Consider the following 23,706-nt stretch of genomic DNA (forward strand, 5'->3'; position numbering starts at 1 on the left):
GCTCTGAGCCCTCGAAGGCATCGAACGGGCCGGTGTCAGGCGTGGGTGTAGGGGACGGGTTCGCCGGTGAGGACGTCGGTCAGGGAGCGGGGGCGGAGTGGCTGACGCAGGACGACCGTCAGCTCGGCGATGCCGCCGTCCTCGCAGCCGATGTTCGGGCCCGAGGCGTCGCGGCGCTTGAGCAGCAGTGCGACCTGCTTGTCCGTTTCCCGTGCCACCAGGTCGGGCTTGTAGTCGCAGCCGCTCCAGGAGACCTCCATCGTGATCGTGCGGTCGTCCGCCGCCACGGCCGTGTTCTTCGTGGACGGGTCGGCGAGCGCGATGCGGCGCAGGACCGATGCGTCCCGCCGCTTGTACGGCAACGGATAGTCGGATCCGCCCGCCCCCTCGGAGCATGCCGACACCGCCACCGCGATCAACCCCACCGCGACCGTCCAACGCCTGTGGCGCACCGTCAGGTTCACGTCCCCGCCCTCCCCTTGTCGTGGACCACGATAGGCCCGCCCCAACGGCGGCACCGCACACGGTGTCGGCACGTGGCACGCCGACGGGCGACGCCGCCGCCTACCGTGCCCAGACCCGCCCAAGCAGCGGAGCCCACCTCAGCCGGGCAGCCGGGCGGGGGCGGACCGTCAAGCCACCCGGCTCGGCGCGGTGCAGTCGACATCACGGTCCCCGACCCCAGCGGCGGCGGCCGAAGCCGTCCCGAGCGGGTCGGACGGCCCACCCTGGCAGCCCGGCGCGTCTGGGAGGTCTGGTACGACGGGATCCCCGCCCGGCCCGACCTGTGGGCCCCGTTCGACGAGAACGGCCGCAAGGAGTGGCTCAGCCTGTGCGACGTCGGCCCGTGCGGACCGACGTCGACTGTTCCGGCGGGACCTGCCACTTCGACTGGCAGTACGCCACCGACAGGAACGGCCTGTTCATGGCACTCGGTGAAGCCCTCATCGGCCCCTGCGGCACCGACGGCAGCAGCACCGCAGGCCGACGGGTTCGGGGGTCAGGCCGCCGGGTCGGACCGGTGCGTGCGCCAGAGCGACCTGAGGGCTTCGAGCTCGATGCGGGGGAAGTGCTCGCCCCATTTGCCGCGGTATCCGCTCTCGCCGTACTTCGTGGCGGCGTCGTCGAAGCATCGGATCACCGCTCGCGCCACGGTGTCGACGTCCTGCTGGGTCGACCAGATCTCGGTGCCGGCGTTGTCGTGCCGGGCGCCGTCCGGTAGTCGGAGGAGACGGATCCACACGTCGTCGCCTTCGCGGTAGAAGATCCACCGGAAAGCGGTGGGTTCCGCCTCGAACTGGGCCCGTGTCTCGGCTTCGCCGCTGACCAGCCGGGCGATCGCCGTCAGGAGGTCCTCAGGGGCGTTGGTGATGTACGAGGCTGTGACTTCGGCATCGTTCTGCCCGTCCGTGACACGGCAGTCCGCCCACCCAGGTCCGTCGAGGGTCCAGATGAGCCGCAGGTCAGCCACGGGCGCCGTCCTGCTGGGTGAGGAAGCCACGGACGTCGGCCGCGAGGGCGGACGTCTGCTCGCCGGCGTCCAGCCAGGTCGTGACGGAGGCCTCCCAACCGCCGGCCGCACTCCTCCAGGGGCGAAGGGTCCAGGTCAGTCCGACGTGACCGCCGGAGCGGAAGACCGCGCTGACGGTGAGGTCCCGGTCGTCGGTCTGCCAGACCCGTTGTCCGTCCCAGCCGCGGAAGTCGGCGGCCAGTTCCTCGAGGAAGGCCGCCAGGCCGGCGCCCCGGTTCCAGGCGACCACCTCGTCGACGCGGATGGCCAGCCCCGGTGCGGAGGCCTCGACCGCGTACCGCACGCGGTCCTCGTCGGGCCGGGAGGGGTCGCGGAGCTGTACGGTGACGGCGCGGTTGTCCTGGCAGCGGACTGTCACGGCGGCCGGTGTGTCGGGTTCGGTGTCGTGGGAGCTCACCGGGTGAACGGTAGATCACGGAGGCCCTGCCCGTCGCGGGGGTTGCGCGTCGGGGAGGCGTCCCGCGCGAGGATGAGGATCAAGTGACACCCTGCGTATGGGAGTTGCCTCACCCGCCGTGGACCGCCGGGTGGGGCGCCCGGAGGGGTGCCCCACCCGTGCGGCTCGCTAGCCGGCGTGGAGGGCGAGGGTCGGGGAGAGGCGGGCGGCCCGGACGGCCGGGTAGAGGCCGGCCACCGTGCCGATGAGCAGGGTGGCGGCGAAGCCCCCGGTGACGGCCCACGGGGGGACCACCCAGGGCAGGCCGCCCGAGGCGGCGAAGGCGTAGGTGGCGGCCGAGCCCAGGGCCACGCCGGCCAGTCCGCCCAGCCCGGAGAGCAGGAGGGACTCCGTCACGAACTGGAGGCGGATCTGGCCCCTGGTGGCGCCCAGGGAGCGGCGCAGTCCGATCTCGTGGCGCCTCTCCAGCACCGAGATGATCATCGTGTTGGCGACCCCGACGCCGCCGACCAGGAGCGCCACCCCGCCCAGCCCGAGCAGGAGGTCGGTGAACGCCCCCTCGGTGGCGGCCTTGGCCTGGAGCGCCGAGGAGGGGTCGGTGACCTGCACGTTGTGCGGGTTCTGCGGATCGACGGTGCGGGGGATCAGCTCGCGGACCGCGCTGACCGTCCGGTCCGTCGACCGTTCGTAGATCTGGGTCGGGTGGCCGTCGAAGCCCAGCAGCGTGCCGGCGCCGTCCCAGCCGACCAGGGCGGCCCGCTCGATCTCGGGAGCCAGCGGCAGCGGGTCGAGGATGCCGATGACGGTGAAGTACCGGTCGCCGATGTGGACCTGCTGACCGGGGGCGGTGATGCCCAGGCGCTGGGCCGCTACGTGTCCGAGCACCGTCGACGGGTAGCGCCCGTTGGCCTCGTTGAGCCAGGTGCCCGAGCCGACCGCGCCGCGTACGACGTCCAGCAGTCCTTCGGTGGCGGCCTTCACGGTGATGCCGCCGGTCTCCTCGTCGGGGATCTTCTCGCTGCGCCGGACGGACTGCGCCAGGTCACCGGTCGCGCCGACCTGCTCGACCCCGGGGACGCGGCTCAGCATGCCGACCGACTCCTCGGGCAGCTTCACCTTCTCGCCGAACAGCCCCTGGCCGGGGGAGGCCACCAGCAGGTTGGTCCCCAACCGGTCGAGCTGCCGCAGGAGTTGGGCCTTGCTGGAGGAGGAGATGCCGACCACCGCGATCATGGTGGCGATGCCGATGGCGATGCCCAGCGCGGACAGCACCACCCGCAGCGGCCGGGTGCGCAGGCCGGCCGAGCCGACGTGGAGGACGTCACGGGGGCCGAGCCGGGCCGGGGAGAGCCGTGTGCGGCTCATCGCTCCCCACCCCGATCGGCCGGGACGGCGGCGCCGGTGCGCAGGTCCGCCACGACGCGGCCGTCGCGGATCCGGACCTGGCGGGGCAGGCTGTCGGCGATCTCGCCGTCGTGGGTGATCACCGCGATGGTGGCACCGTCGGCGTTGAGGTCGTGCAGCAGCTCCATCACCGCTTCGCTCGAGGCGGAGTCCAGCGCGCCGGTCGGCTCGTCGGCCAGCAGCAGGTCCGGCTCGCCGACCACCGCCCGGGCGATCGCCACCCGCTGCCGCTGGCCGCCCGACAGCTCGTGCGGCCGGTGGTGCATGCGGTCCGCGAGCCCGACCCGTTCCAGGGCCAGGGCCGCGCGTCTGCGGCGCTGGGCGCGCGGCAGGCCCGAGTAGAGCAGGCCCTCGGCGACGTTGTCCCGGGCGCTGACCCCGGCCACCAGGTGGAATGACTGGAAGACGAAGCCGATGTGCCGGGCGCGCAGGGCGGACAGCCGGCGGTCGGAGAGGGCGGCGACGTCGTGGCCCGCCAGGGTGACGGATCCGGCGCTGGGCCGGTCCAGGGTGCCGACGATGTGCAGCAGGGTGGACTTGCCCGACCCCGAAGGGCCGACGATGGCGAGCAGTTCGCCGCTTCCGATGCGCAGGTCCACCCCCTGCAGCGCCACCACCCCGCCCGGGTACTCCTTGGTGACCTGGTTCAACTCGACCACCGCGCTCATGACGTGGGCACCCCGACCTTCATTCCCTCGGCCAGGCCGGTCCCGCTGACCTCGACCCGGCCCTGTCCGAACATGCCGAGCTCGACCGGGACTTCGCGCACCTTCCCGTTCTCCACGACCTGGATGCCGAAGCCCCCGCCGGTCAGCGCGAGCAGGGCGTTGACCGGTACCGTCAGCACGTCCTCGCGGACCTCGCCCTCGAGCTCGACGGTGACCGGTGCCTGGTCGAAGCCCTCCGCCTGCCCCGGGTCGTCGAAGACCACCCGGGCGGTGATCTTGGCGGGCTTGTCCGGGGAGCCCTGCTCCTTGCCGTCCTCACCGATGGTGCGGTCGACGGAGGCGACCTTGCCCTTGGCCCTACCGCCGCCGGGCAGAGCGACCTCGACCCTGGTACCGGGCTTGGCGAGGTCGGCCCGGGAGACCTCGATCCTGATCTGCACCTGCCGTTCGGAGCCGGTGGTGGTGAGGACCGGCTTGCCGGGAGCGGCCTGGTCGCCGACGGCCGCGTCGTTCTTCTTGATCCGCACCGGACCGGGCGAGAAGGCGATCTGCTCGGGGCCGATCTCGCCGGTCTGGGTCAGACCGTGGGCCTTCTGCCAGCGCTTGACCGCCTCCACGGTGCCGGGGGTGAACTCCTCGTCCGCGGCCAGCCCCTTGCCGTGGCCCAGGGCGCGGAGGTTCTCCTTCAGCTGTCTGACGTCCGGCCCCTTGTCGCCGGCCTTCAGCGTCCGGTACACGGGGCGCTCGCCGACCATGAGCCGGACCTTCCGGCCGTCGACCTCGTAGAGGACCCCGTCGCGTTCCACCAGCGCGCCGGCCTCCGGGAGCCAGGTGAGGGTGCCCGTCACACCGGCGTTGAACCGGCGCTCCTCGGCGTACCCGAGGGTCCCGTCCACCTGGGTCCGGCTGCTCAGGTCCTGCCGTTCCACCGAGCCCGTGCTCGGCGGCAGCCCGTCCGTGCGGTCCGTGCCGGCGCTCGCGCCGCCGCCGGTCTGCGAGAGGGCCGTGACCCCGCCCACCAGCGAGACCGAGGTGACCAGCGCGGCGATCAGGTACGTTCGGCGGCTCCGCCCGCGCTCACTCCGCATTCTGACCACTGCACGCCTTGTTCGCCTTGTCGAACCTGTCCTTGTCGGGGCCCTCCGGGACCTTCATCGCCTGTCCCGACATCGCCGAGTCGCCGTCGAACTTCGGGTCCGGCATGTCCACGCCGTTACCGCGCATGCACTGGGCGAACTTGAGAGCCCTGTCCTTGTCGGCCTGGGACATCTTCGCGCCGCCCGCGCCACCGGCTCCACCGCAGGCCTTGAGGGCTTCCGCCATCTTGTCCTGGCCGCCCTCGAGGACCAGGCCCCGCGGGTCCTGGCCCGGCTCCGGCTCCTTCACCTGGGCGCCGTGTTCGCGCAGGCACTTACGGTGCTCGTAGGCCTGGTCCGCCGCCGCGCCCCTGCCCGACGAGTCCGAGCCGGCGCCCCCGCCGGAGCCCGTGGCGCCTCCGCCACAGGCCGCGGTGAACAGCGCCATCCCCGCCACCAGCACGGCCGCCGCGCCGTACCTGTGGTTCCGCATGTGGTTCCGCATGGAATTCCTCCGAGTCCGATTGCGAGTGGCCGGCCACCGTGTCCGATACGTCTCCGATACCGGGTGACCGACGACGCAGAGGCTGGCACGCACCCGCGTTTCGCCGCTGTCAGCCGAGACCTTTACGGCGACGAAAGGTGGCTTTCAGGTACACCTGATGTCATGCGTGTACTGATCGTGGAGGACGAGGAATTCCTGGCGGACATGATCGCCGAGGGATTGCGGCGCGACGCCCTGGCCGTCGACGTCGTGTACAACGGCGCCGACGCGCTGGAACGGCTGCGCCTCACCGACTACGACGTGCTCGTACTCGACCGCGACCTGCCCGGAGCGCACGGCGACGAGGTGTGCCGGAGCGTCGTCGAGCAGCGGCTGCTGACCCGGGTGCTGATGCTCACCGCCGCCGGCACCGTCCGCGACCGCGTCGACGGCCTGGACCTGGGCGCGGACGACTACCTCACCAAGCCGTTCGCCTACGAGGAACTGCTGGCCCGGGTCCTGGCCCTCGGCCGCCGCACCCACCCCGCCCTTCCGCCGGTCATCGAACGTGCCGGCATCACCCTCGACACCGCCCGCCGCCAGGCCTTCCGGGAGGGCCGCTACCTCGCCCTGTCCCGCAAGGAGTTCGGCGTCCTGGAGGTGCTGATGCAGGCCGAGGGCGCCGTGGTCAGCGGTGAGGACCTGATCGACCAGGTGTGGGAGCGGAACATGGGATACCGCACCAACGCGGTCCGGGTCGCCCTCAGCAAGCTCCGCGCCAAGCTCGGCGAGCCCTCGGTCATCGACACCGTGCCCGGCCACGGCTACCGCATCGGCGTCCCGGCGTGAGGCGCTCCGCCCCGATCGGCCCGAACCGCCTTCCGCTGCTTCCGCTGCCGGGCAGAGCGCGCCCGCGGCGGCCCGGCAGAGCACGCCCGCGGCTGCCGGGCGGGGAGCGGGGCCGGCTGACCATGCTCTACGGCGGGCTGCTCGTCCTCGCCGGGGCGATGCTCATCGTCCTGGTCAACTTCCTGGTCCGGGAGGGGCTGTACACCTCGATCAGCACGGCCGTCGCCGTCGAACCGCGACTGGCCACGCTGGCGACCCCGGACCCGGCCGCGGCGGCGAAGACCCTCATGGTGGGAACCGCCGCGCCCGCGAACGCCCCACCCGGGAGCGCCCCCGCCGGAGCCGATCCCGCCGACGGCGGACAGTCCCACTTCCAGGCCGTCAAGGTCGTCACCCAGGCCGCCGAGCAGGCCGCCCAGAACCAGCTGCTGACCGTCTCCCTGATCGCCCTGGCCGCCTTCGCCGTCATCTCGATGGCACTGGCCTGGTGGATGTCGGGACGGGTGCTGCGCCCGGTGGCGGTGATCACCAACACGGCGCGGCGGCTCTCGGGCGAGAACCTGCACGAGCGGATCGCCCTCGACGCACCCCCGGGCGAACTCAAACAGCTCGCCGACACCTTCGACGACATGCTCGATCGCATGGAGCAACTGGTCGGTGCCCAGCAGCGGTTCGCGGCCAACGCCGCACACGAACTGCGCACCCCGCTCGCGGTGCAGCGGGCCGCGGCCGAGATCGGGCTGGCCACCGGGGACCCGGCCGCCGTCGCCCGGGTCCGCCGCAAACTGATCGAGGTCTCCGAGAGCAGCGAACGGCTCATCGAGGGCCTGCTGTTGCTGTCCGTCTCCGACCAGAGGCTGGACCACCGCGAACCGGTCGCACTGGACCAGCTGGCCCGCGCGGTGGCCGCCGAGTGCGCCGCCCCGGAGGAAGCCCGGACGAACGGCGTCACCGTCCGGACCGACACCGCCCCCGTGTCCGTCGACGGTGATCCGGTGCTGCTGGCACACCTGGTCCGCAACCTGGTCGGCAACGCCCTGCGCTACAACCACGACGGCGGCCGGGTCGACGTCGACGTGCGCGACGGCGTCCTGGAGGTCGCCAACACCGGCCCGCAGGTGCCGCCGGAGACGGTCCCCTACCTCTTCGAGCCCTTCCGCCGCCTCCAGGAGCGTCGGCACAGCCCGCGTGAGGGCGCGGGCCTCGGCCTGTCCATCGTCGCCTCCATCGCGCGCGCCCACCACGCCACCGTCATCGCCGACCCCGGCAGCACGGGCGGACTGCGCGTCCGGGTCGAGTTCCCCACGGCCTGACCCGGCGGCCAGGGGCACCCGCAGGGCACGCGATCGGCCTCGCCCACCGCCCCAGCGCCTACTGGGCGCTGGGTTCCCGGGTCGCCGTGCGGTAGAAGTTCAGCGAGACCGGTCCCTTCGTGCTGGTCGCCTCCGGGCTCTTGCCCGTCATCTTCCGCTTCTCGGCAGCGTGGTACCGGAGGTCCTCGACGCTGTCCGCCGGCGGGACCGGATTGTCGGCCTCGAAGAGCTGGGAATGTCCCGAGTCGGCCACGACGAAGGTGTCCCCGTGCATGTTGGCCTGGCTCTCGCCCGCGTCGCCGAAGTTCGCCGCCACCAGGATGTGGACGCCTTCGTACGGTTCGTTCCAGAGGCTCTCCGCGGCGTTGTCCGAGCATATTTGGAGACGGACCTGAACGCCCTTCACCGTGGTCTCGAAGTTCTCCTGCCCGATGGCGAAGAAGCCTTGCTCCATCTCCTCCTGTGAACGGTCCGGAGCTCCTCCCCAGTCCGGCGCCTCGAAACGCTTCGTGTAGGTCTTCGGATCCTGGCCGCCCTGGAAGACACGCGCGTAGTTGTCGAACACGGTCACGTTGCCCGACCCGTCGGGGTCAGGTCCTTGCTCCCAGATCTCCTCCAGCTCCGCTACCGAGTCCTTGGCGTATCCGTTGTCGGCACCCATGTTCTCCTTGAGCCGCTTCCGGCCCTCCTGCTGTTCGGCGCGCGCCTGGTCCGATTCGTGCGCGTCGAGGGAACGTCGGCGGCCGATGGTTCCCGGCACCACCAGGTAGTTGCTGGGCAGGATCGCCAGGCGGTCGGCGAGCCACTCGTCCACGCCGGCTGCCTGGTCCCCGCTCAGGAAGTGGGTGCCCTGGCCGCTGAAGTAGTACTCCGGCGCGGTGAAGATGTACACCTGCTCGGGGTCGTACCGCTTGCTCCATTCGAGGAACGCGGTGTCCAGCGCCTCGCCCAGGAGCTTCTTCTTCTTATCCAGCTCGACGGCCGACCACTGCGCACCCGCTTTCATCACCTTGTCCGTGGGGGCCTGGACGCTGGCGATGTGGACACCGGTCCTGTCCGCGCCGATCTCCGTGTCATGGGGATCGAACGTCTCGCGCGCCCACGGCTCGGTGCTCCCGAGGCGCCCGCCGGCGGCCTCCGCGAGGTTCGCCGCGACCTCGCGGTCCTCCTCCGCCGACGCGCGCTGCACCGCTACGTCGGTACGGGTGCCGACGGCGGCTCCGCCCTCGGTCCGCGCCGGCGGAAGCACCGACCGCCGCATGACGCGAACGGCGTTGGCCTCGGCCTCGCGTTCGAAGCGGTCGGAGGGGTCGGAGACCTTCAGCCCGGTGCCGTCGTCCGTTCCGGCGACGGGGCCCTGGCGCTGCTGGATGACGTGGGTGAGTTCGTGGGCGAGGGTGTGCTTGTCGCCGCCGCCCTCGCCGATGACGACATGGTGGCCGGAAGTGTAGGCGCGGGCGCCCACGTCCACTGCCGAGGCCCGCGCGGCCGCGTCCGTGTGGATGCGGACGTCCGAGAAGTCCGTGCCGAGCCGGCCTTCCATCTCGGCGCGCGTGCCGTGGTCGAGCGGACGCCCCGGGGAGCGCAGGACGTCCTGGACGGTGGAGCGCTGAACGGCGTGCTCGGCCTGCCCGTAGTCGAATTCGCCGCCCTGCCGGGGCTGTTCCTGAGCCCCAGGCCGTCCGGTCCGGCGGAGCATCCGGACGACCGCCGCGTTGCCGACGCTGCGCTGGAGGGCCAGGAGAGGCGGCGCGCCCCCGATCGCGGGCTTGCTCGCCGGTGGACGGCTGCGCTCGGCCTCATCGGTCTTCGCGCTGTGCTGGGCGTGCATGGTCTCCCTCTCGCACGGCAGGCGGTCACCCTCCTGACTAACAGACGGGCAGGAGCTCCACCAGAGGCGCGAAGGCAGGCCGGACTGCCTGATCGGGCATGACGCGCTGCCCGTCGTGCAGGCACGGCCACCGTTCGCCCGTCACGGGAACGGCCCCGATCCGCCGCCGGTCATTCCGTGGCCGGCCGGTCCCAGCCGAGCTGGATGAACACGCCGAGGCGGTCGCCCACGGCGCGGATCCCGACGATCCGCCCGGCGCGGACGGTGAAGGTCCGGATCTGCTCGACGTCGCAACGCCGGTTGGTCGGCTCGGGCATCCGGGCGTGGTGCGCCGTGCGCACCCCGGCCACCCGCAGCCGGGCGACGACCCCCGCCCAGAACGGATCGGCCGACTGGCGCACGGCCCTGCGCACGTACGCCATCGCCCTGCGCGAGGGCCTGCTGCGGCACCCGGCCTCCGGTGCGGGCCGCACTTGCCCCCGGGTGGGCTGCGGGACGAGGCTGGAGGGGAGAGGGAAACGGGTGCGGGAGGCGTCGCTCGTGGACGGAGACGAGCCTGCCGGCCGGTCCGCCGGCGGGCACCGGAGTGTGCCGCACACGGCCGACCTGCGGGTCGAGGCCTGGGCGCCGACGGCGGAGGGCTGCATCGGCGAGCTGGTGCACGGCGTCGTCGGCAGTTTCGCCGACCTGGCCGGCGCGCGGATCGTCGGTGAGCGCGGCTGCACGGTCCTCGCGGTGAGCGATCCGGACCTGCTGGCGGGCGTCCTGGAGGAGGTCGTCTACCGGATGGACGTCGACGGCGAACTGCCGGTGGCGGTGGCGGTCGGCCCGATCGAGGGCCTGGACGGCGCCCGTCGGGTGGCGGTCCGGTTCCGGATGGCCGACGCCGCCACGGCCGCCCTGGTCGGCGCCGTGCCGAAGGCCGTCTCACTGCACGACCTGGACCTGAGCGCCGGGCCGGACGGCTGGACCTGCCAGGCCACGGTGGACGTCTGAGCCCGGTCCCGGCACGGTGGGCCGGAGCCGCGGGAGCGGGGTGAGCGAGGTGGAGATCGCACTGACCGAGGCCGGCCGGTACCGCTGGCGGATCGAGCCGCGCCCGCCGATGCGGGTGCCCGGGGTGGTGTTCGCGAGCGCCGCGCTGCTGCCGCAGGCCGCCGGGGACAAGGCGCTGGAGCAGGTGGCGAACGTGGCGACGCTGCCCGGGATCGTCCGCGCCTCCTACGCGATGCCGGACGTGCACTGGGGCTACGGCTTCCCGATCGGCGGGGTCGCCGCGACCGACGTCGAGCGGGGCGGGGTGGTCTCGCCGGGCGGGGTGGGCTTCGACATCTCCTGCGGGGTCCGGCTGCTGGCGGCCGGGGTCGGCCGGGACGAACTCGACCCGGAGCGGATCGGCCGCCTGATGGACCTGCTGGACCGCGCCGTCCCGCGCGGCCTGGGCCGGGGCGGCCTGTGGCGGCTCGGCGGACCGGAGGAGCTGGACGAGCTGCTGATCGGCGGTGCCCGCTACGCCGTCGAGCACGGCCACGGTGTGCCGCGCGACCTGGAACGCTGCGAGGACCGTGGCGTGCTGGCCGGCGCGGCTCCCGGGGAGGTGAGCACCCGGGCCGTCGAGCGCGGGCTGCAGCAGGTCGGCAGCCTCGGCTCGGCCAACCACTTCCTGGAGGTGCAGGCCGTCGACCGGGTGCACGACCCGCGGACCGCCGCCGCCTTCGGACTGCGGCCGGGCCAGGTCTGCGTCATGATCCACTGCGGTTCGCGCGGCCTCGGCCACCAGATCTGCACCGACCACGTCCGCGCCATGGACCGCGAACTGCACCGCTACCGGATCGAGCTCCCGGACCGCCAGCTCGCCTGCACCCCGGTCGACTCCCCGCGCGGCCGTGCCTACCTGGGCGCCATGACCGCGGCCGCCAACTACGGCCGGGCCAACCGGCAGCTGCTCGCCGAGGCGGCCCGCCGCGCCTTCGCCACCGTGCTCGGGGTCGGGCTGGAGCTGGTCTACGACGTCTCGCACAACCTCGCCAAGCTGGAGACCCACGAGGTGAACGGCGAGCTCCGGACGCTGTGCGTGCACCGCAAGGGCGCCACCCGGGCGCTGCCGCCGGGCGACCCCGACCTGCCCGCCGACCTGGTGGAGGCCGGGCAGCCGGTGCTGGTGCCGGGCACCATGGGCACCGCCTCGTACGTCATGGTCGGCCTGCCCGGCAACGAGGCCTTCCGCTCCGCCTGCCACGGCGCCGGGCGGGTGCTGAGCCGCCACCAGGTGCTGCGCACCGTGCGCGGCGAGCGGTTGAAGAGCGAGCTGGAGGCGCGGGGGATCGCGGTGCGGCCGGCCTCCTGGCGGGCGCTGGCCGAGGAGACCCCCGAGGCGTACAAGGACGTCGACGCGGTGGCCGCCGTGACCGAGGCCGCGGGGCTCGCCCGGCAGGTCGCCCGGCTGGTGCCGCTGGGGGTGTGCAAGGGGTGAGACACCCTCCGTTTCGGCCGCGTCCCTCGACTCGCCCGGCCGGGCGCGCTTGGATGTCGGACGCGTCCGTCACCGGGGCGCGTCCGGCGACGGATCGCATCCCGTCGCCGGAGCCCGTCCGGCACCGTCGGGCGCGTCCCTCACAGGAGGTGGTCATGCCGGGAAGCCCGGATCCAGCCGTCGACCGGCGGGGCACCGGAGGCGGTCCGGTGATCGAACTGCGGGCGCTCACCAAGCGCTACGGCAGTACGGTCGGCATCGAACAGCTGGACGTGTCGGTCGAGGCCGGCGAGGTGTTCGGCCTGCTCGGCCCCAACGGCGCCGGCAAGACCACCACGCTGCGCTGCCTGGTCGGCCTGCTCGGCCCCAGCGACGGGCAGGTGCGGGTGCTCGGTCTGGACCCGGTGGCCGACCACGGCCTGCTCGCCCCCTCGATCGGCTACCTGCCCGGCGAACTGCGGCTCTACCCCGAACTCACCGGGCAGCAGACTCTCGACCTGCTCGCCGCCCTCCAGGGCGCCCCGGTCCCGCGCCAGCGCGAGCTGTGCGAGCGGCTGAAGCTCTCCCGGGCCGACCTGGCCCGGCCGGTGGGGCAGTACTCGCGCGGCATGAAGCAGAAGCTCGGACTCGTCCAGTCGCTCCAGCACCGGCCGCCGGTGGTGGTGCTGGACGAGCCGAGCGAGGGGCTCGACCCGCTCGTCCAGGAGACCTTCTACGAACTGCTCGCCGAGGAGGCCGCGGCCGGGCGGACCGTCCTGCTCTCCAGCCACGTGCTGCCCGAGGTGCAGCGGACCTGCGGCCGGGTCGCCATCGTCCGCCACGGCCGGCTGGTCACCGTCCGCTCGGTGGCCGAACTGCGCCAGGCCCGGGCCCGCCGGGTCCGGCTGCTCCTCGACGACGGGCGGGGCGCCCGGCCGCTGGGCGCCGCCGAGCGGTGGTCCCCGCGCTGGGACGGCCCGCGGGTCGAGCTGCTGGTGCCGCCGGACGAGGTGGTCGCGGCGGTGCGCACCCTGCTCGCCGAACTGCCGGTCGCCGACCTGACGGTGGAGGAGGCGGGACTGGACGAGGCCTTCCTCGACCTCTACCGGTCCGTCGGGGCCGAGGAGCGATCAGCCGGCGACAGCCGGCCGGAACCGGAGGAGCGGCCGTGAACCCGAGCACCGTCAACCGCCGCCTCCCGCTGGTCTGGCTCGCCCTGCACCGGCGCCGCCGGATGCTGCTCTCCCTGCTGTTCGGCATGGTCGTCTTCGAGGCCCTGATCGTGGTGATCGCCGGGACCATCCCGCCCGGCGACCTGTTCGGCGGCGGCCGCACCCCGCCCGGCGCGTTCAAGGCCTTCAGCGGTTCCAACGGCGACGTCTCCATCGCCAGTTACCCCGGCCTGCTCGGCGCCGGGCTCACCCACCCGTTCTGGATCGCCCTCCAGCTGACCGTGATCGGCTCGCTCGGCGCCGCCGCCGTCGCGGCCGACGTCGAGTCCGGCACCATCGAGCTGCTGATGACCCGCCCGGTCTCCCGCCGCCGGCTGCTCGCCGAGCGGACCGGCGCCCTGGTCGCCGCCTCGGTGCTGCTCAACGCCGCCGCCACGCTGACCCTCGCGCTCGGGGTGGCCGCCTCCGCGCCGCTGCGCGAGGCCGTCCCGGAGGGCGCGGTGTTCACCGCCGGACTGCTCGGCTGCGCCCTCGCGTTCTGCCTGACCGGACCGGTGCTGGCGGTCTCCGCGGTCAGCCGGCGGCGGGCCCATGTGGTCGGCGCGGCCGTCGCCTTCGGCGCGGTCGGTTTCGCGCTCAACTTCGTCGCGCTGGCCTGGTCCCCGGCCCGGCCGTTGCGTTACCTCAGCCCGTTCCACTACTACGCGCCGGGCGACGTGCTCGGCCACGGCGGGGTGCCGTGGGCGGCGTTCGGCGTGCTGCTCGGGGTGGGGCTGCTCGGGCTGGTGGCGGCCTTCCGGCTGCTGGAACGGCGGGACCTGGCGGTCTGATCCCGGGGCGCGGTGTGTGGCTGGTGGGCGGCTGGTCGGCGGGGGCGCGGCCGGTCAGCCCCAGGTGCGGGCCGCGGCCAGCAGGTGTTCGCGGACCAGGGCCACGTGCGGGTTGGCCGAGCCGGCCGGGCGGCGCACCAGGTAGGCGGTGTTGATCGGCGGATCGGCCGGTTCGTGCAGCAACCGCAGGGCCCCGGAGGCGAGTTCGGCCCGGCACAGGTAGCCGGGCAGCACGCTCCAGCCCGCGCCCGCGGTCACCGCCGAGAGCAGCGCCCGCAGGTCCGGCACGGTGACCGCGGCCCGGGCGTGCAGCCGCCGGTCGAAGACGTGCCGCCAGTAGCGGCGGGCGATCGGCAGGTCCTCGGCGTAGCTGAGCAGCGGTGCCTCGGCCAGCGCGTCGGGCAGCTCCCGGCCGGCCAGCCGCTCGGCCCAGACCGGGGCCGCGACCAGGACGAACTCCTCGTCGGCGAGCGGTTCGGCGAGCAGCGTCCGGCCGCGCGGACGCCGGGTGGCGACCACCAGGTCGTGCTGCCCGGCGCGCAGTTCCGCCAGCAGCGGGTCGGTGAGCCCGCCGGTCACCCGCAGCTGGACGCCCTGCGCGACCAGCGGGGCCAGCTCGGCCAGCAGGACGGTGCCGAGGAACTCGGCCGGCCCGGCCAGGTGCACCGGTTCCGGCGCGCCGCCGCCGCGTCCGTCGGCGAGGCCCGCGAGCCGGTCCAGGGGCCCGGCCAGGCGGGCGGCGAGGTCGTCGGCGTACGGCAGCGGGCTGACCCCGCGGGCCCGGCGTTCGAACAGCTCCCGGCCGAGCCGCTGCTCCAGTGCCCGGATCTGCGCGGTCACCGTGGACTGGGAGAGGCCCAGCAGGTGCGCGGCCGCGGTGAAGGAGCCCGCCCGGTGCACGGCGAGGAAGGTCCGCAGCTGGTTGAGGTCCAGCGGGCCGGAGCCGGTGGCCGGGCGATCGCTCATGCCCGTGAGCGTACGGGATTCCGATGGCTCGGCGGCGGGCCCTGGGGTGGGCCCGATGGTGGATTCGGTGGTCAGTTCGGTGCTGAGCTTGGCGACCGGCTCGACGGTCCGGGTGAGGTATCGGAATTCCGATGCCTCGCATCGCGTGGCCCATTGGTTCCCGCGGGCCGGGCGCGTCTAGCGTCGACCGCGTGAGCGCCGCGGCGGACCGTCGTGGCGGAGACCGCGGCACCCCCGGAGGCACACCCCCATGGCCGACATCCTGTTCGTCCTGACCGGTTCGAAGGTCTGGACCCTGAACGACGGCACCGAGCACCCGACCGGCTTCTGGGCGGAGGAGGCGGTCGTCCCGTACCGCGCCTTCACCGAGGCCGGCCACCGGGTCGCCGTCGCCACCCCCGGCGGTGTCGTCCCGGTCGCGGACCGGGCCAGCCTGACCGACCCGGCGATGGCCGAGGCACTGGCGGGGATCGCCGAGTTCCGGCAGCCGCTGGTGCTGGCCGAGGTCGACCCGGCCGACTACGACGCCGTGTTCTACCCCGGCGGCCACGGCCCGATGGAGGACCTGGCGGTCGACGCCGACTCCGGCCGGCTGCTCACCCGGGTGCTCGCCTCCGGGCGCCCGCTCGGAGTGGTCTGCCACGGCCCGGCCGCGCTGCTCGCCGCGCGGACCGAGGACGGCGGCTCGCCCTTCGCCGGGTACCGGGTGACCGGCTTCACCAACGCCGAGGAGACCCAGGCCGGCCTGGCGGACCGCGCGCCGTGGCTGCTCCAGGACCGGCTGGTCGGGCTCGGCGTGGACTTCGAGGAGGGCGAGCCCTGGGCGCCGCAAGCGGTGGTCGACCGCAACCTGGTGACCGGTCAGAACCCGGCCTCCTCGGCCCTGGTGGCGACCGGGCTGCTGCGGCTGTTGAAGGACTCGGGGAAGTAGGGGAAGTAGCGGCGGAACGGCCGGTCCGTGCGGTCGCCCGTGCACGGGAGCTGCCTGAACGGGTGGGGCCCACGGGGGGTACGGCGCGGGCGGGTGCCCGCGCCGTACGGCCGTCCTCGGTGCCCGCCCTCGGGCTCCCCGCCCGGCCGGGCCGCCGTCAGTGCAGGTCGTAGGCGGTGAGGGGGTGCCCCGCCCAGATCCGGCGGGCGGCCTGTTCCGGGTAGCGGACGGTCTCCGAGCGGGCGTCCAGGACGCGGGTGAGCTGCTGGTCCGGATCGAAGGCGGGCCACCCCGGGTCGCCGGTGGTGGCGAACCGGACCCAGGCCCGGCGCAGCTCCGCCGACACCCGGACGGCCTCCGGCGGGGGCGGGTCGCCGAGCGACTGCCGCGCCGTCGGGCTGTCCAGGCTGCCGAACGCGAGCGGTACGTCCAGGCCGTGGCAGGCGCCGAGGACGCCGCCGAGGGCGGGGGCGGGCAGGGCGAGCTCGAAGAGGTACGAGGTGCCGCCGGCGGCCGCGTTGGCCTCGGCCAGCCGGAGGGACGGCACCCGGAACAGGGCGTCGGAGCCGACGGCTTCGAGGAGTTCGGAGGGCGTCGCGCCGGGGAGGGCGGACCGGTAGGCGTCCGGGCCGCCCGGCGTCGGCGCGAACGCCTTCAGCATGCGCCGCGCCTCCTCCTCGGTGAAGCCGCCGTGTCGGCCGCTGAGGACGCTGAACAGCCGGAACTCGTCCCGGGTGTGACCGACCAGCAGGTCCACGCCGGCGGTCAGCGCCGACCACGGGGAGCCCGGCAGGACCTCGCCGTCGACCACCGGGACGGTGGCGATGCCGCTCCGTGCCAGTCGGCCCCAGCGTGCGACGTGGTCCGGCAGCGCGGCATTCAGCTCGGTGACCGCCGAGGCCAGGCGCCAGGGGTGCACCTCGGCCAGCGCGGCGGCGGTGGGGACGGTGCCGAGCAGTTTCGCGAGCTCGGCGGTGACCTCGGCGGCCAGCGCGGGGGTGCAGTGGTTGCCCGGCACCGAGTGGGCGACGGCCCGCCGGAACAGGCCGCGGGCCGGGGCCATCGCCAGCAGGGCGGCGACCGAGCCGGCGCCCGCGGACTGCCCGGCGACGGTCACCCGGGCCGGGTCCCCGCCGAACCGGGCGATGTTGCGCCGCACCCAGTGCAGGGCGGCGATCTGGTCCAGGAAGGCCCGGTTGGCCGGGGCGCCCTCCAGCAGGGCGAAGCCCTCGGCGCCCACGCGGTAGTTGACGGCCACCACGACCAGCCCGGCGGAGGCCAGGGCGGTCGGGTCGTACAGCGGGTCGCCGGCGGTGCCGGACATGAATCCGCCGCCGTGGATCCAGACCAGGACCGGCAGCCCGGCCGTGCCTGGATCGGGCGTGCAGACGTCGAGCGTCAGCCAGTCGGTGTCCTCGGACGGCTCGCCGGACCCGGCGGGCATCGGCCCGGACTGGGGGACGACGGGGCCGAAGGCGACGGCCTCGCGGACGCCGTCCCACGGCTCGGGTTCGGCGGGGGCGGCGAAGCGGAGGGCTCCGACGGGCGGCTGGGCGTAGCGGATGCCGCGGAAGACGGCGAGTTCCCGGCCGCCTCGCTGCTCGTGGTGCTGCTCCGGGTGCTGTTCCGGCTCGCGCCGCGGCTCCCAGTGGCCGCGGACGAGTCCTTCGGTGGTGCGGATGACGGGCTGCTCCGACATGTGGACGCTCCTCCCTCGGAAGGCTTCCCACGTTATAGGTCAGCTGTATTATGTCAAGCGTATGGAAAAGATCCCGCAGGGTCCGCGGTTTCCGCGGCCCGCGGGGAGAATCCGAGGAGCCGCCGCCGATGCCCAAGCAGGTCGACCACCGGGAACGCCGCGAGACGATCGCCCGCGCGCTGTGGCGGGTCGTGGAGCGGCGCGGCGCCACGCACCTGACGATGCGCGAGGTCGCCCAGGAGGCGGGCATCTCGCTCGGGCAGCTCCAGCACTACTTCGGCTCCCGGGCGCAGATGCTCACCTTCGCGATGGACTTCGCCGGCGAGCAGAGCGGGCTGCGGGTCGGCCGGGCACTGGCGGAGCTCGGCGAACGGCCGCACCCGCGCGACGTGCTGCGGGCGATGCTGGTCGAGCTGCTGCCCCTGCACGCCGACGCGCGGGCGACCAGCCGGATGAGCGCCGCCTACGTGCTGGAGGCGCTGCACGACGAGGAGGTCCACGCGCGGGCGCGCGGCGGACTGCTCCAGGGGCGGGCGATGGTCGAGCGGATCGTCCGGCAGGCGATCGCCGACGGGCAGCTCGCGGCCGACCGCGACCCGGTGGTGGAGACGGACCTGCTGCTCGCGCTCACCGGGTTCACCACGCTGCTGGAGCTGGACGTGGTCGAGCCCGCCGCCGTGCTCACGGCCGTCGACCGGCACCTGGACCGGCTGTTCGCGGCGCCGGGTGGTGCGGGCGGTGCGGGCGGTGCCGTCGGCGGTCGGTGAGGGGGCGGCGGTCGGTCCGGGGCCCGGGGGCCCGGGGCGGGGCGTGGCAGGCTACCCGGGTAGCACCGCCGCCCGCGACCAGGAGCACCGCCATGGACCGACCCGCCGCCCTCCGACCCGCCGCCCTGCGCCTCGACGCCACCGCCTCCGGACACCCGGCGGGCATCCTGGACGCCGCCGAGCGGGCCGAACGCCGGGGCATGGACCGGCTGGTGGTCGCCGAGACCGCGTACGACCCGTTCCTCCAGCTCGCCCGGGCGGCCGACCGGACCGAGTCGATCGAGCTGGCCACCGGCATCGCGGTGGCCTTCGCGCGGACCCCGATGACGCTCGCCTACCAGGCCTGGGGGCTGCACGCGGCCTCCGGCGGACGGGCCGTCATCGGGCTGGGCTCGCAGGTCAAGCCGCACATCGAGAAGCGCTTCGGGATGCCCTGGGACCGCCCGGCCGCCCGGATGCGCGAGTACGTGCACGCGGTGCGGGCGATCTGGCACAGCTGGCAGACCGGCGAACGGCTGCGCTTCCGGGGCGAGTTCTACACCCACACGGTGATGACGCCGGTGTTCTCGCCGGATCCGGTCCCGTCCGGGGTGCCGCGCATCCTGTTGGCGGGCGTCGGGCCGCTGATGACCCGGACCGCCGGGGCGGTGGCCGACGGCTTCCTGAGCCACCCGTTCTCCTCCACCGCCTACCTGGCCGAGCAGGTGCTGCCGGGCCTGACCGAGGAACGGGCCCGGGCCGAGGCGGAGGGCGCCGCGTGGACGGGGCGGCCGTTCGAGATCGTCGGCAACGTGCTCACCGCCACCGGCCGCACCGAGGAGGAGCTGGCGGCCAACCGGGCCGCCACCCGCGAGCGGCTCGCGTTCTACGCCTCCACGCCGGCCTACCGCCCGGTGCTGGCGCAGCACGGCTGGGAGGGGCTCCAGGAGGAGCTGCACACCCACTCGGTTCGCGGGCGCTGGGCGGAGATGGCCGCGCTGATCGACGACGAGGTGTTCGACGCCTTCGCGGTCTGCGGTCCGGTCGAGGAGGTCGCGGGGGAGATCCACCGCCGCTACGCGGGGCTGGTCACCCGGCTGTCCGTCAGCCTCCCCGAGGACGCCGACCCGGAGCTGGGCCTGGACGTCCTGGCGGCGGTGCGGGCGCTGGGCCGACCGGAAGCGGACGCCGGATGATCGGGATGGATGGCCGACCGGGCACAGGGTGATGAAGTCCGGGCAGATTCGTGCAACGCGTTTCCGGTGGTGAGGGCGGGCGGCAGGATCGCGGTGGCAGGCAGGGCCGTCCCCGCGAGGACCGGCGGCCCCGGACCTGCCGCGTTGTGCGGGGCCTGTCGTGCCGTACGGACCGTTGCGCCGTACGGCCTGTCATGCCTCGGCCACCCGTTGCCGATCGTGGGGGTGCACGCGTGTCCGTGTCCGACAACCGTCCGGCCGACTACGACCTGGCGGAGCGCTGGGACCCGGGAGCGAAGGCGTACGTCGACGCCCTGGCCGACCCGGACGAGTTCCTCCGCGTCTGCGCCGAGCTGACCGGGTTCGACGTGCCCGAGCTGCGCTCCACCGGCATGGCGGACGAGCACCACCGCACCACGCTGGCCCACCGGGTCCGCGACGAGCACGCCCTGGTCCACCTCTGGTACGTCGGCGCCTGGCCCGGCGAGGCGCCCTCCTCCGCCCGCGCCCACGACCAGGGGCTGGTCTGGCGGACCTTCCACGCCGTCCCGCCCGGCGCCGCCGCCCCCGGACACGGCAGCTGGGCCGGCGCGCCCCGGGGCGCCGAGGTTCCGGGCCCCGAGGCCCGGGGAGGGGCGGAGATCCTGGGCGGGGCCGCGACGTCGGGAGGCACCGCATCGCGGGGCACCGGGGCAGCGGCACCGGACAACGGCGGTGAGGGCCGGTGACCGCCCGTTGGGACGCCGTCGTGGTCGGCGCGGGCTTCGCCGGGACACTGGTCGCCCACCGCCTGGGCGCACAGGGCTGGCGGGTCCTCGTCCTGGAGGCCGGACGGGCCGCGCCCACCGGCGCCGAGGCCGCCACCGCCCACCGCGCGGCCGGCGGCGGACCGCCCACCTCGCCCTACCCGCACAGCCCCGAGGCGCCGTCACCCGACGTCACCGACCTCACCGGGAACCCGGACGGCGGCTTCACCGCCACCGGCCACCTCCGCCAGTACGGGCCGCTGCCCTACGCCAGCGGCTACCTGCGCGCCAACGGCGGCACCGGGCTGCTCTGGACCGGACTCACCCCGCGCATGCACCCCGAGGACTTCCGCACCGGCGACCTCGGCCACGGCCGCAACTGGCCGATCGGCTACCACGACCTGGAACCCCACTACCGCGAGGCCGAACGGGAACTCGGCGTCGCCGCCGACGCCGAGGAGCAGCGCCGTGCCGTCGGACTGCCCATCCCGGACGGCTACGACTTCCCGATGCGGGCCATCCCGGCCAGCTACCTCGACCGGCAGCTGGCCCGGGCCCTCGACGGCCGGACCGTCCGCGACCCCGCCGTACCCGGCCCCGCCCGGCTCGCCGTCACCGCCACCCCGCACGCCCGCAACGGCGTGCCGACCAGGCCCGGCTCCGCCGACGGGCCGCTCTGCGCGGGCAGTTCCAGCTGCGTCCCGGCCTGCCCGAGCGGCGCCAAGTACACCCCGATGCGTACCCAGGCCCGCTGGGCGGCCGGGGTCGAACTGCGCACAGAGGCCGTCGTCAGCCGGGTGCTGGCCGACCCGGAGACCGGGCGGGCCCGGGAAGTCGAGTACCTCGCGGGCGGCACGACCCACCGGGTGACGGCGGACCTGGTCGTCCTCGCCGCGCACGCGATCGAGAACGCCCGGCTGCTGCTCCTCTCCGGTCTGGCCGACCGCAGCGACCAGGTCGGCCGGAACCTGATGGACCACCCGGCCCTGCTCACCTGGGGGCTGATGCCCCGACCGGTCGGCCCCTACCGGGGGCCCGGCTCCACCAGCGGCCTGGAGGCGTTCCGCTTCGGACCCGGGCGGGACCGCCGGGCGCCGTTCCGGATCGAGATCGGCAACTGGGGCTGGTCCTGGGCGGGCGGCGCGCCGGAGGCCGAGGCGGCGTCGCTGCTCGCGGCGGGCCTCCGGGGCAAGGAGCTCCGGGAGCGGCTCGGCGACCGGCTGGGCCGTCAGTTCTCGCTCCAGTTCGAGCTGGAGCAGCCCGCCGACCCGGCCAACCGGGTCACCCTCGACCGGGACCGGCGCGACCCGCTCGGCCTGCCGAGCCCGGCCATCCGCTACGACGTCTCCGAGTACGTCCGCGAGGGCATGGCCTCGGCCCGGGCCGTCTCCGACCAGCTGTTCGCGCTGCTCGGCGCCGAGGACCACACCGCCTACCCGGCGGCCGGATGGCCGGGACGGCTCGAACACCGGGGAACCGTCCACGGCTACCGGGGCGCCGGCCACGCCGGTGGCACCCACATCATGGGCGACTCGCCCGCCAACTCGGTGGTCGACCACTGGCAGCGGTGCTGGGAGCACCCCAACCTGTACGCCGTCGGCTGCGGGTCGATGCCCTCCCTCGGCACCTCCAACCCCTCGCTCACCATGGCCGCCCTCGCGCTGCGCAGCGCCGAGCGGATGCACCGCGACCTGCTGGAGCTGCACCGCCCGGCGGCGGTGGCGCCCCCGGCCGCCAGCCGTGTCCCCGTAGCGCCCGTGTTCTCACCCGCGTTGTCCCCGTCGTCGTCCCCTTCGCCGTTCTCCTCGCCGTCCTCCTCGTCCTCCTCGTCCCCCTCGTCCTCGGAGCCCTCATGACCGGCCTGCCGCTGCCGCCCGTACCGGAGCCGTACCACCTGCCCTTCCACTACGGTGCGTTGCACAACATCGGTGTCGACTACCTGGTCGACCGTGCGCGGGCGAGTGAACTGCTCGCCAAGCGCCACCCCGGACTGAGCGTCGCCGCCTTCGACGGCGGGGCCTGCGTCTCGCTCAACTTCCAGCTCTACTTCGCCCAGTATCCGAACGGCGGCGGCATCACCCAGGAGCTGGAGATCAACCTGATCGCCCACCCGGTCTTCGCCGAGGAGCGGATGCCGGTGGTCAACTACGGCCAGTACGCCCGGGGTTACGACCAGACCAAGCTGCTCGGCATCGCGCGGCTGCACGTGCTCTGCGACAACCCGCTCGCCATCGACGCTGGGCGCCGGCTGTACGCCGAGCCCAAGCACCCGGGCTGGTTCGAGACCACCCTGCCCTCCCTCAACGCGCCCGACGTGCGCGAACGCTGGTCGGTCTCCTGCCGTCGGGCCGCCCTCGGGCCGGACGGGCTGAGCCGCCACGACGAGGAACTCCTCGCCCTGGACGTGAACCTGGTGGGCCTCACCCCCGAGTCCGTCAACAACACACCGATCACCGGCTACGGCACCGACGACGAGGGCAAGCTGCTGGCCGGACCGCTCAACGTCTACCAGCCCTACCGCTACTACGCGCTGGACGACCGCACCGCCGACCGCGTCCGGCTCGACCTCGGCAACCCCGCCGAGGAGTCCGCCCGCGACCTCGCCCACCTGATCGCCGATGCCCCGGCCGCCGGGGTCTGGACCTACCAGTCCCCGCCCGTCGCCGCCCACAACCGCGCCTACTACGTCCGGTGACGGCCCCGGGCTCGGCTCCCGTCTTCGCCCCGAGCGGCACCGCCGTACGGCGGGACGTCGCCCACGGCCGGGTCTGGTCGGCCATGCCCTACACCGTGCTCGCGGACGACGGTGACGTCCTGACCCTCACCGCCCGCCCGGGGACGGAGAACCTCGCCCCGGCCAGCTGGACCGTCGCCGCGCACGCCGGAGACGACGCCCTGCGCCTGGACTGCGTCCACGACCTCGCCTCCGGCCGGTGGGAACTCGACTACTGGACCTGGCGCGACACCGTGGTGCTCAGCCGCTTCACCGCCGGAGTGCCGTTCAGCGTGCACCGCTTCCTGACACCCGACGGCCGGCCGCTGCGCTGGTACGTCAACTTCGAGCGCCCGTACCGCCGGACGGCCATCGGCATCGACACCCTCGACCTCTTCCTGGACCTCGTGATCACCCCCGATCTGTCGTCGTACAGCTGGAAGGACGAGGACGAGTACGCCCAGGCCCGGCGCCTCGGCGTCGTTGACGAGGCCACCCACCGGCAACTGGACCGGGCCCGGGAGCTCGCCCTCGCCCAGCTCCGGGACCGCACCGGCCCGTTCGCCGCCGACCCGGACGCCTGGACGCTCCCGCCGGAGGGACCGCTGCCCACCCTCCCGGCCACCGCCCTCAGCACCCCCGCCGGAAAGTGGGATGAGGGCGGATCAGTGGACTGTTAGGGTCGCGCCCCTGCACGAAGGA

The 23,706-nt window shown here is 74.2% G+C and carries 24 protein-coding genes; 13 read left to right on the top strand and 11 right to left on the bottom strand.

What is annotated here, in order from left to right; genetic code table 11:
• Positions 1-35: 35 nt before the first annotated feature.
• The 7 genes from ACFY4B_RS25485 to ACFY4B_RS25515 all read right to left on the bottom strand — a co-directional run bounded on the left by ACFY4B_RS25485 (position 36) and on the right by ACFY4B_RS25515 (position 5,569).
• Complete coding sequence (locus ACFY4B_RS25485; RefSeq protein ID WP_147409028.1) at positions 36-464, bottom strand: hypothetical protein; 429 nt, start codon at positions 462-464, stop codon at positions 36-38.
• Positions 465-1,000: 536 nt separating this feature from the next.
• Positions 1,001-1,471: a hypothetical protein gene (locus tag ACFY4B_RS25490; protein ID WP_387971288.1), complete on the bottom strand. Its 471-nt coding sequence runs from the start codon at positions 1,469-1,471 to the stop codon at positions 1,001-1,003.
• Positions 1,464-1,928, bottom strand: coding sequence for a DUF6228 family protein (locus tag ACFY4B_RS25495; protein ID WP_387971291.1), 465 nt, complete (start codon positions 1,926-1,928; stop codon positions 1,464-1,466). The genes ACFY4B_RS25490 and ACFY4B_RS25495 overlap by 8 nt, the downstream gene beginning before the upstream one ends.
• A gap of 168 nt (positions 1,929-2,096) precedes the next feature.
• Entirely contained in the window at positions 2,097-3,293 is a 1,197-nt protein-coding gene (locus tag ACFY4B_RS25500) for an ABC transporter permease (protein WP_387971294.1), read from the bottom strand.
• The gene (locus ACFY4B_RS25505) at positions 3,290-4,000 is read right to left on the bottom strand and encodes an ABC transporter ATP-binding protein (RefSeq protein ID WP_074003550.1); all 711 of its coding nucleotides are present in this window, start codon (positions 3,998-4,000) and stop codon (positions 3,290-3,292) included. Before ACFY4B_RS25505 ends, ACFY4B_RS25500 begins: the two co-directional genes overlap by 4 nt.
• Positions 3,997-5,088 (bottom strand): peptidoglycan-binding protein, encoded by a 1,092-nt coding sequence (locus ACFY4B_RS25510; RefSeq protein WP_387971298.1) that lies wholly within the window; start codon positions 5,086-5,088, stop codon positions 3,997-3,999. The genes ACFY4B_RS25505 and ACFY4B_RS25510 overlap by 4 nt, the downstream gene beginning before the upstream one ends.
• On the bottom strand, positions 5,078-5,569 hold the full coding sequence (locus tag ACFY4B_RS25515; RefSeq protein ID WP_241852966.1) for a hypothetical protein: 492 nt from the start codon (positions 5,567-5,569) through the stop codon (positions 5,078-5,080). The genes ACFY4B_RS25510 and ACFY4B_RS25515 overlap by 11 nt, the downstream gene beginning before the upstream one ends.
• A gap of 174 nt (positions 5,570-5,743) precedes the next feature.
• Here ACFY4B_RS25515 and ACFY4B_RS25520 point away from each other — a divergent pair, with 174 nt between their 5' ends.
• Together ACFY4B_RS25520 and ACFY4B_RS25525 are read left to right on the top strand one after the other, a co-directional pair.
• On the top strand, positions 5,744-6,409 hold the full coding sequence (locus ACFY4B_RS25520) for a response regulator transcription factor (protein ID WP_049650922.1): 666 nt from the start codon (positions 5,744-5,746) through the stop codon (positions 6,407-6,409).
• 122 nt (positions 6,410-6,531) lie between these two features.
• A complete protein-coding gene (locus tag ACFY4B_RS25525) occupies positions 6,532-7,722 on the top strand; it encodes a sensor histidine kinase (RefSeq protein WP_387971302.1) in 1,191 nt (396 codons plus the stop codon).
• 58 nt (positions 7,723-7,780) lie between these two features.
• Here ACFY4B_RS25525 and ACFY4B_RS25530 read toward each other — a convergent pair whose 3' ends face one another.
• Positions 7,781-9,553, bottom strand: coding sequence for a DUF4157 domain-containing protein (locus tag ACFY4B_RS25530; RefSeq protein ID WP_387971305.1), 1,773 nt, complete (start codon positions 9,551-9,553; stop codon positions 7,781-7,783).
• Positions 9,554-9,723: 170 nt separating this feature from the next.
• Entirely contained in the window at positions 9,724-9,966 is a 243-nt protein-coding gene (locus tag ACFY4B_RS25535) for a hypothetical protein (protein ID WP_387971308.1), read from the bottom strand.
• Between the two features lie 127 nt (positions 9,967-10,093).
• Between ACFY4B_RS25535 and ACFY4B_RS25540 the strand changes: the two genes are divergently transcribed.
• The 4 genes from ACFY4B_RS25540 to ACFY4B_RS25555 all read left to right on the top strand — a co-directional run bounded on the left by ACFY4B_RS25540 (position 10,094) and on the right by ACFY4B_RS25555 (position 14,007).
• On the top strand, positions 10,094-10,549 hold the full coding sequence (locus ACFY4B_RS25540) for an archease (protein ID WP_049650929.1): 456 nt from the start codon (positions 10,094-10,096) through the stop codon (positions 10,547-10,549).
• Positions 10,550-10,598: 49 nt separating this feature from the next.
• On the top strand, positions 10,599-12,026 hold the full coding sequence (locus ACFY4B_RS25545) for an RtcB family protein (RefSeq protein WP_387971310.1): 1,428 nt from the start codon (positions 10,599-10,601) through the stop codon (positions 12,024-12,026).
• 155 nt (positions 12,027-12,181) lie between these two features.
• On the top strand, positions 12,182-13,177 hold the full coding sequence (locus ACFY4B_RS25550) for an ABC transporter ATP-binding protein (RefSeq protein ID WP_387971313.1): 996 nt from the start codon (positions 12,182-12,184) through the stop codon (positions 13,175-13,177).
• On the top strand, positions 13,174-14,007 hold the full coding sequence (locus ACFY4B_RS25555) for an ABC transporter permease subunit (protein WP_387971316.1): 834 nt from the start codon (positions 13,174-13,176) through the stop codon (positions 14,005-14,007). Before ACFY4B_RS25550 ends, ACFY4B_RS25555 begins: the two co-directional genes overlap by 4 nt.
• Before the next feature lie 54 nt (positions 14,008-14,061).
• Here the strand turns inward: ACFY4B_RS25555 and ACFY4B_RS25560 are convergent, their stop codons facing one another.
• Positions 14,062-14,973 (bottom strand): LysR family transcriptional regulator, encoded by a 912-nt coding sequence (locus tag ACFY4B_RS25560; protein WP_074003542.1) that lies wholly within the window; start codon positions 14,971-14,973, stop codon positions 14,062-14,064.
• A gap of 250 nt (positions 14,974-15,223) precedes the next feature.
• Between ACFY4B_RS25560 and ACFY4B_RS25565 the strand changes: the two genes are divergently transcribed.
• Entirely contained in the window at positions 15,224-15,904 is a 681-nt protein-coding gene (locus tag ACFY4B_RS25565; protein ID WP_387971319.1) for a type 1 glutamine amidotransferase domain-containing protein, read from the top strand.
• Between the two features lie 157 nt (positions 15,905-16,061).
• Here ACFY4B_RS25565 and ACFY4B_RS25570 read toward each other — a convergent pair whose 3' ends face one another.
• The gene (locus ACFY4B_RS25570) at positions 16,062-17,603 is read right to left on the bottom strand and encodes a carboxylesterase/lipase family protein (RefSeq protein WP_387971321.1); all 1,542 of its coding nucleotides are present in this window, start codon (positions 17,601-17,603) and stop codon (positions 16,062-16,064) included.
• 128 nt (positions 17,604-17,731) lie between these two features.
• On the opposite strand from ACFY4B_RS25570, the gene ACFY4B_RS25575 reads away from it, so the two are divergent.
• The 6 genes from ACFY4B_RS25575 to ACFY4B_RS25600 all read left to right on the top strand — a co-directional run bounded on the left by ACFY4B_RS25575 (position 17,732) and on the right by ACFY4B_RS25600 (position 23,684).
• A complete protein-coding gene (locus ACFY4B_RS25575; protein ID WP_387971324.1) occupies positions 17,732-18,370 on the top strand; it encodes a TetR/AcrR family transcriptional regulator in 639 nt (212 codons plus the stop codon).
• A gap of 92 nt (positions 18,371-18,462) precedes the next feature.
• On the top strand, positions 18,463-19,545 hold the full coding sequence (locus ACFY4B_RS25580) for a TIGR03617 family F420-dependent LLM class oxidoreductase (protein WP_387971327.1): 1,083 nt from the start codon (positions 18,463-18,465) through the stop codon (positions 19,543-19,545).
• Between the two features lie 233 nt (positions 19,546-19,778).
• The gene (locus tag ACFY4B_RS25585; RefSeq protein ID WP_387971330.1) at positions 19,779-20,273 is read left to right on the top strand and encodes a hypothetical protein; all 495 of its coding nucleotides are present in this window, start codon (positions 19,779-19,781) and stop codon (positions 20,271-20,273) included.
• The gene (locus ACFY4B_RS25590; protein ID WP_387971333.1) at positions 20,270-22,147 is read left to right on the top strand and encodes a GMC family oxidoreductase; all 1,878 of its coding nucleotides are present in this window, start codon (positions 20,270-20,272) and stop codon (positions 22,145-22,147) included. The genes ACFY4B_RS25585 and ACFY4B_RS25590 overlap by 4 nt, the downstream gene beginning before the upstream one ends.
• Entirely contained in the window at positions 22,144-22,986 is an 843-nt protein-coding gene (locus ACFY4B_RS25595) for a hypothetical protein (RefSeq protein ID WP_117486467.1), read from the top strand. The genes ACFY4B_RS25590 and ACFY4B_RS25595 overlap by 4 nt, the downstream gene beginning before the upstream one ends.
• Positions 22,983-23,684 carry a DUF402 domain-containing protein gene (locus ACFY4B_RS25600; protein ID WP_387971338.1) on the top strand — a complete coding sequence of 234 codons (702 nt, stop codon included), beginning with the start codon at positions 22,983-22,985 and terminating at the stop codon, positions 23,682-23,684. The genes ACFY4B_RS25595 and ACFY4B_RS25600 overlap by 4 nt, the downstream gene beginning before the upstream one ends.
• The last annotated feature ends 22 nt before the right edge of the window (positions 23,685-23,706 follow it).

It is taken from the genome of Kitasatospora sp. NPDC001261 (assembly GCF_042896795.1).
GTDB lineage: Bacteria > Actinomycetota > Actinomycetes > Streptomycetales > Streptomycetaceae > Kitasatospora.